The organism is Candidatus Nitrospira salsa (genome assembly GCF_965152625.1).
The window spans coordinates 49677-59955 of record NZ_CBCUCO010000002.1 but is presented as its reverse complement, the minus strand read 5'-3'; the positions used below and the strand labels follow the sequence as shown (position 1 = coordinate 59955).

At 48.0% G+C, this 10279-nt stretch carries 10 protein-coding genes and 1 riboswitch; of the genes, 4 read left to right on the top strand and 6 right to left on the bottom strand.

Going from position 1 to position 10279, the window contains the following annotated elements:
* Window position 1: 1 nt before the first annotated feature.
* The 6 genes from ACWQXP_RS02135 to ACWQXP_RS02110 form a co-directional block, all read right to left on the bottom strand.
* Window positions 2–1375 (bottom strand): cobyrinate a,c-diamide synthase, encoded by a 1374-nt coding sequence (locus ACWQXP_RS02135; RefSeq protein ID WP_454061188.1) that lies wholly within the window; start codon window positions 1373–1375, stop codon window positions 2–4.
* 3 nt (window positions 1376–1378) lie between these two features.
* The gene (locus tag ACWQXP_RS02130; RefSeq protein ID WP_454061187.1) at window positions 1379–3391 is read right to left on the bottom strand and encodes a TonB-dependent receptor plug domain-containing protein; all 2013 of its coding nucleotides are present in this window, start codon (window positions 3389–3391) and stop codon (window positions 1379–1381) included.
* A 30-nt stretch (window positions 3392–3421) separates the two neighbouring features.
* A riboswitch (cobalamin riboswitch) is annotated at window positions 3422–3613 on the bottom strand.
* Window positions 3614–3709: 96 nt separating this feature from the next.
* Entirely contained in the window at window positions 3710–4540 is an 831-nt protein-coding gene (locus ACWQXP_RS02125; protein ID WP_454061186.1) for an ABC transporter ATP-binding protein, read from the bottom strand.
* On the bottom strand, window positions 4537–5634 hold the full coding sequence (locus tag ACWQXP_RS02120) for a FecCD family ABC transporter permease (protein ID WP_454061185.1): 1098 nt from the start codon (window positions 5632–5634) through the stop codon (window positions 4537–4539). The genes ACWQXP_RS02125 and ACWQXP_RS02120 overlap by 4 nt, the downstream gene beginning before the upstream one ends.
* Window positions 5635–5720: 86 nt before the next feature.
* Window positions 5721–6107, bottom strand: a complete 387-nt coding sequence (locus ACWQXP_RS02115; protein ID WP_454061184.1) for a hypothetical protein — start codon at window positions 6105–6107, stop codon at window positions 5721–5723.
* A gap of 65 nt (window positions 6108–6172) precedes the next feature.
* On the bottom strand, window positions 6173–7066 hold the full coding sequence (locus ACWQXP_RS02110) for an ABC transporter substrate-binding protein (protein ID WP_454061183.1): 894 nt from the start codon (window positions 7064–7066) through the stop codon (window positions 6173–6175).
* A 577-nt stretch (window positions 7067–7643) separates the two neighbouring features.
* Here ACWQXP_RS02110 and ACWQXP_RS02105 point away from each other — a divergent pair.
* The 4 genes from ACWQXP_RS02105 to ACWQXP_RS02090 all read left to right on the top strand — a co-directional run bounded on the left by ACWQXP_RS02105 (window position 7644) and on the right by ACWQXP_RS02090 (window position 10247).
* Entirely contained in the window at window positions 7644–8651 is a 1008-nt protein-coding gene (locus tag ACWQXP_RS02105) for a hypothetical protein (protein ID WP_454061182.1), read from the top strand.
* 172 nt (window positions 8652–8823) lie between these two features.
* The gene (locus tag ACWQXP_RS02100; RefSeq protein ID WP_454061181.1) at window positions 8824–9243 is read left to right on the top strand and encodes a hypothetical protein; all 420 of its coding nucleotides are present in this window, start codon (window positions 8824–8826) and stop codon (window positions 9241–9243) included.
* Window positions 9240–9584, top strand: a complete 345-nt coding sequence (locus ACWQXP_RS02095; protein ID WP_454061180.1) for a DUF5615 family PIN-like protein — start codon at window positions 9240–9242, stop codon at window positions 9582–9584. The genes ACWQXP_RS02100 and ACWQXP_RS02095 overlap by 4 nt, the downstream gene beginning before the upstream one ends.
* A 294-nt stretch (window positions 9585–9878) precedes the next feature.
* The gene (locus tag ACWQXP_RS02090) at window positions 9879–10247 is read left to right on the top strand and encodes an STAS domain-containing protein (RefSeq protein ID WP_454061179.1); all 369 of its coding nucleotides are present in this window, start codon (window positions 9879–9881) and stop codon (window positions 10245–10247) included.
* The last annotated feature ends 32 nt before the right edge of the window (window positions 10248–10279 follow it).

Below are 10279 nucleotides of genomic sequence, written 5' to 3'. Positions count from 1 at the left end.
ATCAGACCTTTGCCGCTCGAAGCAGTGCGGATGGCACCTGAGGATTACTGGCAAAATGTAAATGCGTATACAACGCCATGACATTTTTGACTCTGATCCCATCACCGCCTCGATCTCGTCCCTGCGAATCAGCAATGTGTCCGCCATATTCCAGTGCATTCTTGGCCTGGAGTCGTGAATAGTGAAACTCATGACCACGAATCTTCATTCCCTGTTCTCCAAGAATTCCAGGACACGTCAAGGTCAATTCGCGATAACCAAGTGTCATCTGAGATCGACTCATCGCCGTCTCTCCAGGAATCACACCAACCATGTCATACACCGTTCCATCGAAATCTCGCAATGCTTCAGCTAAATACATCAAGCCACCACACTCCGCATAAATGAGTCCCCCCCGATCGGCAAAATCATGAATTGCATTTCGCATCTCCATATTCTGCGCTAATTGACTGGCGTAGACTTCTGGATACCCACCACCCACATAGAGCATATCGACATTGGGAAGTTCGTGATCCTTGAGAGGAGAAAACTTCACGATTTCCGCACCCTCGGCTTGCAGCAATTCAAGATTGTCCTGATAGTAAAAACAAAACGCGGGATCATAGGCCACACCAATCTTGACTGTGTGTTTGGTTGTTTGACCAGTAATATGTATCTGGTCACTCTCCTCTTGACTGCTCAATGGAGAGACTGATTGAGCCAGTTGTTCAATCAGATCCAAATCAACCGTCTCTCTGATAGACTCGCCCAACTTCGTATAAAAATGTTCATTCTTTCCCTCAATGGCTGTTTGAAGACCTAAATGTCGATCGGGAATAGTCAGTTCAGGATCAGGACGAAGATAGCCCACGACCTTCACCTTCGTTTCCTGTTCCACCGCATCCTTTAAGAGTTTGTAATGCCCATCGCGCTTGATTCGATTGAACAGGACGCCATTGATTTGAAGGGAGGGATCAAATGTCGCGTATCCATGCACCATGGCCGCCGCCGAACGAGCCATGGCACTCGCATCGACAACCAAAAGAATAGGAATACCGAGTTGCTTCGCTTGCTCAACCGCACTGCCTCGCTCACTCACCGGAGAACTCCCGTCAAAGAGGCCCATCATCCCTTCAATAAGGGAGAGGTCAGCATCGTGAGCGGCCCTCAAAAATGTCGTTCGATTGATCGTTTGGTCAAGCATCCAGCCATCAAGATTTCGGGACTCGCGCCCACTGGCCATTCGGTGATGTCCCGAATCTATAAAGTCCGGACCGACTTTAAACGGCTGCACTCGCTTTCCTTTTGCTCGAAACGCGGCTAACAATGCCAATGTCACCGTCGTCTTGCCGACACCGCTTTGCGTCCCGGCAATCAATAATCGAGGATAATTCATGATTTACTCACTTTCAGAAGATTCAGAATATACAGGAATTTCAAAATTCACACGTACACCTCCCCAGACTGAACGACCAGGTGTCCCATAGAATAAAACTTCTTCATACTTTCGATCAGCGAGATTTTCGACACGCGTATAAATTTGTACATTGTCAGTCATGTGGAAGGTTGCTGAAACATTGAAGAGATAAAAATCAGGGAGAGGACGTTGATTGCCTGTCGTACTAAACCTCGACCCCACATAGCGAACGGTACCCGTCAGACTCAACGGCTCCGTGGGCTGATACGTCAGAGACGCACTTCCTTGGTGAACAGGCCAGCGCGCTAATCGCGTGCCGGTCATCAGATCTCTCGTCGAGGTATAGGTATATTGGCCATCCAAACTGACTCGTTTAAGACCTGGCAAGTCTTCAGCCACGACCACGTTTAGACTTGTCTCCACGCCTTTCACTCTCGCACTTCCTATGTTTTGCGCGCAAAACCCAAATACAGTAAACGGCGCACAACTGACTGGATCAAACGCGGTGACGATCAATTGTCGATATCGACTCCAAAAATACCCGACACTCATCTTCATGCGTTTCTCAAACAGCGTTTGATCGATTGCCACATCAAAGTTTTGACTGGTTTCTGGGACTAATGCCGGATTGCCAAAATTCGGGAAAAATAGTTCATTGATATCAGGCGTTCGAAACCCTGTGGCATAGCTCGCCCGCAATTTCGTCCCCGTCTCTTTCAATAAATACCCACCGGTCACGCGATAGGTCGTCTTATCTCCGGCCGTATTATGTGCATCCTGACGAACTCCGGCCGTCGCAAAAAATCGATCAAACACATTCAGTTGCGCCTGCGCAAAGCCGGCATGACTTGAAACGATTTTCTCTGCAAAACTGCCCTTGTTTTTCCCGAGTTGTTCTCGAAACTGATATCCCACGGTCACAATCAGCGGGTCTCCGATATGAAAATTACTTTGCCATTCAATCCGATTACTTCGTGTTCGAATATCCGAATTCCCAAAGTCGGGAGGGATACTCCTGAGTCCCGTCGTGAGACTGAGCCGATTCGTCCCTGCTTGGGTGATCCCAGTCTCTCGAGCTTGTGACACCGTAATTTTTTGATCCCACCAATCTGTGATTGGCTGATGATACGTCCCGCTGTAGATATACTGGCGGCTTGTAGACTTGGCTTTGTAGACATCAAACGGTCCGCCAATAGTACTCGGATTATCAATATCGACATCGTTATTAACCCATCGTAACGAAACCTCCAATCGTCCATCCCACGGCGTGTTCACCCCAATCAACGAAGACCCCTGCCAGTTTCGAAAGGCATCACGTTCACCCGCTCCTCGACGGAAATTGATTGAGGAAAACTTACTCATATCCCAACGAGACAACGCCACAGAAAAATCTACCGGTCCAAGCTGTCCGGCAAGACTTCCGCCCTCTCGAATAGAATTGAATGACCCATACTCCGAGAATACTCTTGCCACAGGTTTTCCGTCTCCCCGTTTCGTTCGAATATCAACCACGCCTCCCATGGCGTCCGATCCCCACAGCATGCTCTGGGCCCCTCGGAGGACAGTAATCGATTCAATATTGTCCGTGGTCAACGTACCTAGATTCGCACTTCCTGTCGTGGCACTGTTAATAATGGCGCCATCAATGAGCACCAAGGTCTGCCCGGATTCTCCGCCGCGAATTCGAAACGTGGAAGTTGCGCCAAATCCACCAGTGGAAACTATCGCTGCGCCTTGACTCAATCCAAGAGCATCAACAAGGGTCCGATCGTTACGACGCAGAAAGTCTTCCGCCGTAATAACTTCAACGGCACTCGTGATATGACTGAGTGGCACTGGGGTTTTGGTGGCACTGACGACCACGGGTTCTAGCTGTTGAACATCCTCGAGTTGAGGCTCATCTGCGGCGAGCAGAATCGTAGGAACGAAAACGGCAAGACTCCAAAACAGGAAAACTGAGACACAAATAATTAATCGATGATAACGAGAATACATGAACCGACCTCCCTTTAGCACGAAGGGTATTATGGAATGACTGGACAGTTGGGTCTCCTGACTTACGGATCATCGCGTCTCTACGCCTTCCCATGGATCAAGCATCCACAGTGGCCTTGTAGTAGAGTTGCTCCCCGCTTACAGTGGCGGCACCGTGCTGGATTTTCACCAGCTTCCCCTTCACAACGAACACTGCTCTTTAAATGTTCCCTCCTCTTTTTATTAACTCATTAACGAAAAAACTGTAACGAGCTTCTTGTCGTTCGTCTCTCGCAGTAGACGAAACGAGACAAGAGACGTTTCACGAGAGACGAATTCTTATACGGGCAATGAAACTCTCGGCATGCCTGATTGCGGATGACGATCAACCAACACCTCGCACCCATACACCTGTTCTAAAACATCAGGACTGATGACCTCTTCTGGCGTGCCTGTCGTCACAATATGACCATGATTAAAGAGCATTAACTGCTCACAATATTGGCTGGCTAAATTGAGATCATGCGAGACGAGAACAACCGTGAGGTTCCGCGCTTGATTCAACCGTCGAAGGATTCTGGCAATATCCAATTGATGATGCAGATCTAAAAATGCGGTCGGTTCGTCCAGCAGTAAAATTTTCGGGTCTTGCGCGAGAGCACGCGCAATGATCGCTCGTTGCCGTTCACCTCCCGACACATCGGTGATGAGTCGATCAGCCAGATGCGCCACATCAAGATCTTGCATGGCCATTTCTGCAATGGCTAAATCTGCGGGATCTTCCCAATGCCAGCCGCCCACCCCTGCATGATGAGGAAAGCGACCCATTAGAACCATCTCGCCAATCGTAAATGGAAAGATCTGTTGTGTTTCTTGCGGAACAAATGCCACGGTTTTAGCAATCTCAGCCTGAGAGAGCTTCAGGATATCTTGTCCAAATAGCTCAATCGTTCCATCTTGAGCCGAAAAAACTCGAGCCAAAAGTTTGAGTAATGTACTTTTTCCTGATCCATTGGGGCCAAGAATTCCAATGAGGCTACCTGCTTCAATCGTACAGCTTAGTTCCGTTAAGACCGATTCAGGGTTTTTTGCAAAGCGTGATTGATAACGATAGGTGATATCCCGCACAGAGAAGGCTGGAGTCGCAGGAAGATGTTTGAGTTTCATCATGTGACTAATTGCGCTCGACGATTCATCAAGAGATAAAGAAAAACCGGTCCACCTACAAGTGCGGTCACAACCCCAACAGGGATCTCAGCCGGACTGAAGAGCGTTCTGGCCACTGTATCCGCGACCATCAAGAAAATTCCGCCAGTTAACCCGGCAATAGGAAGTAACAGACGATGATCGGCTCCCAACGCCAGACGAACCGCATGGGGCACGATGAGCCCCACAAACCCGATCAGACCACTAAATGCCACCACCGCTCCTGTCATCAAAGCCGTGGCAAAGAATACTAATTTCTTCACTCGCTCAACTTCTACTCCCAGTGATCGTGCGGCTTCTTCACCGAGGGTCAATAGATTCAGTGACTGTGCTTGAGATCCCAACACCACAAACCCGATGCCGAGATAGAATGTCAAAATACCCAAGGTCGGATAATCTGGACCAGTGAGTGACCCCATCAGCCAGGCAAGCATACCAAACACTCGATTCGGGTCAGCCACACTGGTGAGAAACGTAATGAGTGCGGAAAAAATCGCACTGAGGACCACGCCTGCTAACAACAAGGTATAAATCGAAAACCCATATTGCGTGGCCGCGATTCGATAAATAATCAACAATGAAACAACCGCGCCAATAAACGCACAGACTGGCAGGGCTGAGAGACTCCACATCGATGCACCCACTCCGAATAAGAGCGCAATGGCAGCCCCTAGCGCCGCCCCGCTTGAAATCCCGAGCACAAACGGATCGGCCAGAGGATTTCGCAATAACGCTTGCAGAGAGACACCGACTGCGGCCAAACTTCCACCCACGAAAAAGGCTAACAAGAGACGGGGCAGCCGGACATGCAGCAGAATGACATTGGTTGGGTCAGCTTCAACACTGCGTGAGGAAACTGAGGTCACCCCCTGCATCATAATATGGAAGATCCGTGAAAATTCGATGACTTCTGTTCCATATCGAAGGCATCCCAGCAACACCATCACGGCCAGAAGCAGAAAGACACCCAACCACATTAACCAACGACGGAAGGTTAATGAATGAAATACGATAGCCCTCTGCCGTCGATCCAGTTGGCCAGGGACAGAAGGTGCCATCTTTTCTGACGACGGAGACGCGAGCAAAGGGGAAGTCTCGATGGTGGGCTTCACTGACATTACGTCACAACAGACTCTCTTGGTGGCTACTCTCCCCCAATTTGACTGTCATAGTTGATTCTGGCCAACCGGTGAACAGTCCCTTGCTCATTAAAGCTGACACTTAGCCCTTTCGTGCGAGAGGTAATCGCCTCGTCTGACGTCAAAGCTAAAAGTCCAACGATAGGAATATACAACGCGGGATTCGATTCTATTGATGAAAAGGCATATGACCATATCTCTACAGCCTTTCCCAATTCGTACGACTCATAGGTCAGATACGGAGCCCCTAATAATTGACTGACTTCAGCCTTCGTGGTTTTTCCTGCAATGACCTGCTTGGTGACCTCTTCATTATTCACAGAAGGATTCCCCGTTGTCGTACAACCTGCAAACACCATCACTATGTACCAAACCCACAGTCGATTCATCATGACTCCGCGATAACGGTCATCATACCTAATATTGGTCGTGGTCTCATGACACACCTGAAAAGATATTATTCGTTTGCGATGGGTTCTTCCAACACATCGGGATGAAGAAATCGAACCAATTGCCTCAAGCCTTCAATGATCCGTGGACCTGGACGATTGAGCAGATCACTTTGCACTTGAAACAGTTTCTGTTCTTTCACAGCCATGAGCGTCGTCCAGCGCTTCCATCGGTCTTGTTCAGCTTGCGAGATGCCCTCGGACTGACCAACCGGAAATAGCAGAATATCCGGATTCTGCCTCAGCACCTCTTCCATGGTCAGACGAGGATAGGGCGTTTTTGCCTCTTCCGCCACATTCCGTCCGCCAGCCAATTCAATCAAATGATGGATAAAACTCCCTGGCCCCACTGTGATGAGCGGTTCAGAGTTTAAGACATACAACAAACTCGGACGTTCACGACCTTTTAATTGGCCTGAAAGTTCGGCAATTTGCTTGCGCAATGTGGTTGTTTGCTCATTCGCAGCGTCCGATCGACCAACCATGCGACCCAATAATTTAATATGGGCCATAATCTCTTCTACCGTATGGGGCTCAAGAATAAACGTGGGGATTTTCAATTGCTCAAGTTTTTTCAGTAAGTCCGCCCGCATAAATGATTTTGGAGCGACGATCAGATCAGGTTGCAGTGAGACGACTAACTCAATATTAGGCTGAGCATAGCCAACAATGGTTTTATCTTTGGCTCGCTCAGGGTAATCGCAAAACTCCGTGACTCCAACAATTTCATCATCCAAACCAATGGCAAAAAGAATTTCAGTGATACTAGGAGCAAGAGAAATAATGCGCTTGGGGTGCTTGGCGAGAAACAACTTCCGCCCCATATCATCAAGGAAAGTCCGAGGGGCCAGATTGGCCATAAATGGCATCCCAGTCAAAATGCCTTGTTGACGTCGTTTCATAGAGGTTTCATCCAAAGCAATAACTGGGGGAACACTCCAACCCCACATCATGGCACAACACAAGAGGCCTGCGAAAATGTGACAAATGTTTTGGCCAATCACGAAATAAAAAATCCCCAAGGCCTAAGAGACCCTGAGGATTGCACCCGTTTCATCATCCTCACCCATTCCCCAGCCCACGAGGGAAAGAAGGTCATTGAATGGTGAAGTACTCTGGCTTCCGAGACTATAGCGAATCCAACTAATTTCCAGTCAAACTCTATTGACTGCCACAGCGTCATAAAACATTTCAAGCTGTGGAAGTTAATTGAAGCGGCTATAGCCCAGTCACAGCGGCGGGACCACGTGGGACTTACACCCACTTCCCTTCATCCACTCTGTAGTATGTTGGAATCGACTGTAGGGGAGAAGTTCAAGCATTGTCAACTTGACATATTTCTATGGCGGAAACTTAAACCGCTCAGACTGTTCCATTGATTACACCCTATATCCACAAAAATAAGACCGACCTTATCAGACTCACAAGACAGAAAAGCCTTGACCTTCCTTGAAATTTCCGACACTCTATACATACCCTATGCCCATATCCTCCACATCGATATTTCTCACCAAACATGGTTACCTCTTACTGCTATTTCCACCAATCTTCGTCTATCTCCTTGCTACCATTCTTTTTGAATTAAGCCTCAATACGAATGTCACCAAACTACCAACCACTATTGGATCGCATATCGCAGCACAAGACCTCAACGCGTTGTCCTTCCAACTGATCGAAATGAAGACACGATATATTTGGTTTGCGACAACCGCCGTCAATCTTGTGGTTTGCCTATATGCCGCCGTGCTATGTGGAACCATCATCTACCGTTCGCATTCCGGCCGACGTCTGATCATGGTCAAAGCGATTGGTGGAGCGCTGATCATGCTGGGCATTCTCAGTCTGCTCTACAGCGCCATGAGCCGAAATTCCATGTTCGAGTTAATTTATCACTTTAGCTTTTCCACACTTCAAGCCACGGGGTTTTATACAACCGCTTTTTTAGGTCGGATAGACGTTCTTCTAGCACTCGCAAATACTTTAGCCGTGATTGTTCCCTGCATTGTCCTGCTTGCGGCTTCGAGCACATTGGCACCATCTTCTGAAAAAGATGGTGATGAACTCAAACACCTGACAACCCAAATGCGGCACCTAAAAGGCGTTCTGAACGCAGGGTCGGCATTGTTGGTCGGCGGCATTCTCCATATGAGTGCCTGGCTTCGATGGCCGGCCGGCTTACTTCTTGATCCGACTGAACAGTCGGCCCTCTCGGGAGCCACACTCTCCGTCACGATGTTCTGGGGAGCAACGTTTACACTCATGTTAATTACCACCTACGGCCCAGCCGCCGGTTATCTCAGCTCTAAAGCCCGAAATTTTGCAGAACAGGCGCAACGTGCCGGGACCATCCAAGATCCCCAGAGATGGCTCCAGGACAACCATTTTTCGATCACGCTGGGCGACCAATTACCACAGATTAGTGTCATCCTCGGCCCCGTCCTCGCCGGCCCTCTCGGCTCGTTTTTGATGTCTCATGTGAGTTCGTAGATCATCTCAAAACATTCAATCGCCGTCACATATCTGAAGGTCGTGAAAAATCGCATTCATCAATGCACTTGTACAATAAAAGAACATTAGGCATTCTTGTCCATGTTGCATATAATTGTCATACGTTGTAATCTATGGTAATCTTTCGTCATTCAATTAAAGAGGTACATCTATGACCACGATACAAAAAAGCCTGCGCATGCCCAAAGAGATGGCTAAACCAATTGAGGAAATGGCCAAAGCTTCAGGCCGAGACTTCTCTTCGATGGTGAACGAACTCGTGGGTGAAGCCGTGAAAATGCGTCGCTGCCCGGGCATTGTTTTTGTTGATGGACCGTCAGGACGCAGAGCACATCTTGCTGGTACCGGTCTTGAAATTTGGGAGATCATCTCAACCTACAACAGTCTTAATCATGACGATGCTCGCCTCACAAAAGCCTATCATTGGTTACAACCCACACAGGTACGTGCAGCCCTTGGTTATTACACCGCCTACCCACAGGAAATTGACGAACTAATTTCATCCAATGAACAGTGGACAAAAAAACACTTGGCGACACAACACCCCTCGTTAGCCATAAATCGGACATGAAGTTTTACCTTGATGAAGATCTTAGTCAAAAAATTGCTGAACGACTTCGGGCTCAAGACATCGATACAATCAGTGCTCATGAAGTCATGGCTGAGGGTTTTTCTGATTTCCAACAGCTTGAAATAGCCACTAAACAGAAGCGGTGCTTAGTCACCAGAAATCGGAATGACTTCATTGTACTAACCCTCAATGCTTATCATACGCAACAAGCCCACTATGGGGTTTTAATCGTGCCGTATAGTTATCCTGGTGATCAATTTGGTCGAATTGCCAAGGCCCTTAGTCAGTATGCCACCATGCACCCTCTAGGGTTACCAGCCTACACTGTAGACTTCCTATAAGAACCTGCATATCTGCAATTCAAACGCTTCAGAGTTGAATCTTGGAGTCGATCTCCCTCTGTGTTCAATGACCACAGATTAGTGTCATCCTCGGCCCCGTCCTCGCCGGCCCTCTCGGCTCGTTTTTGATGTCTCATGTGAGTTCGTAGATTGAGAAAGTATTTGAGCCTGACCTCATTTCCCGAGTCCAGCATTTTTTGTATCAAGCCTATCTTAAGTCCCTCCTCTAGAACACCGATGAAATACGTGTACAAAGGGAAATCCTTCCGTTCCATAATGAGCATGAGGAGAGCTATGCATCTGCAAGAAAAAACCGTTGATCAAGTTCGTGTTATCACAATTGGAGAACCTAGGCTAGACAGCGTCATTGCAAACGAATTCAAAAAGCAAGTATTTGAACTACTGAAAACTGGACCACCGCATATCTTGCTAAACATGAATGAAGTCAGCATGATTGATAGCAGTGCCCTTGGAATATTTGCTCTCGTATATAAGGCCAGTAAGAAGCAAGGCGAATTTGCTTTATGCGAGATCAGAAAAAATGTTGAGACCCTCCTCAGAATGACACGCCTCGATCAGGTGTTTCTTTGTTATCAGACTGAAGAAGAAGCGATTGCTGAACTCATGAAGAAAGTCCCAACCGGGTCTAACACCGGAGCATGACTCTGGAGATCAAAACTGGTTAATCTAGCCAT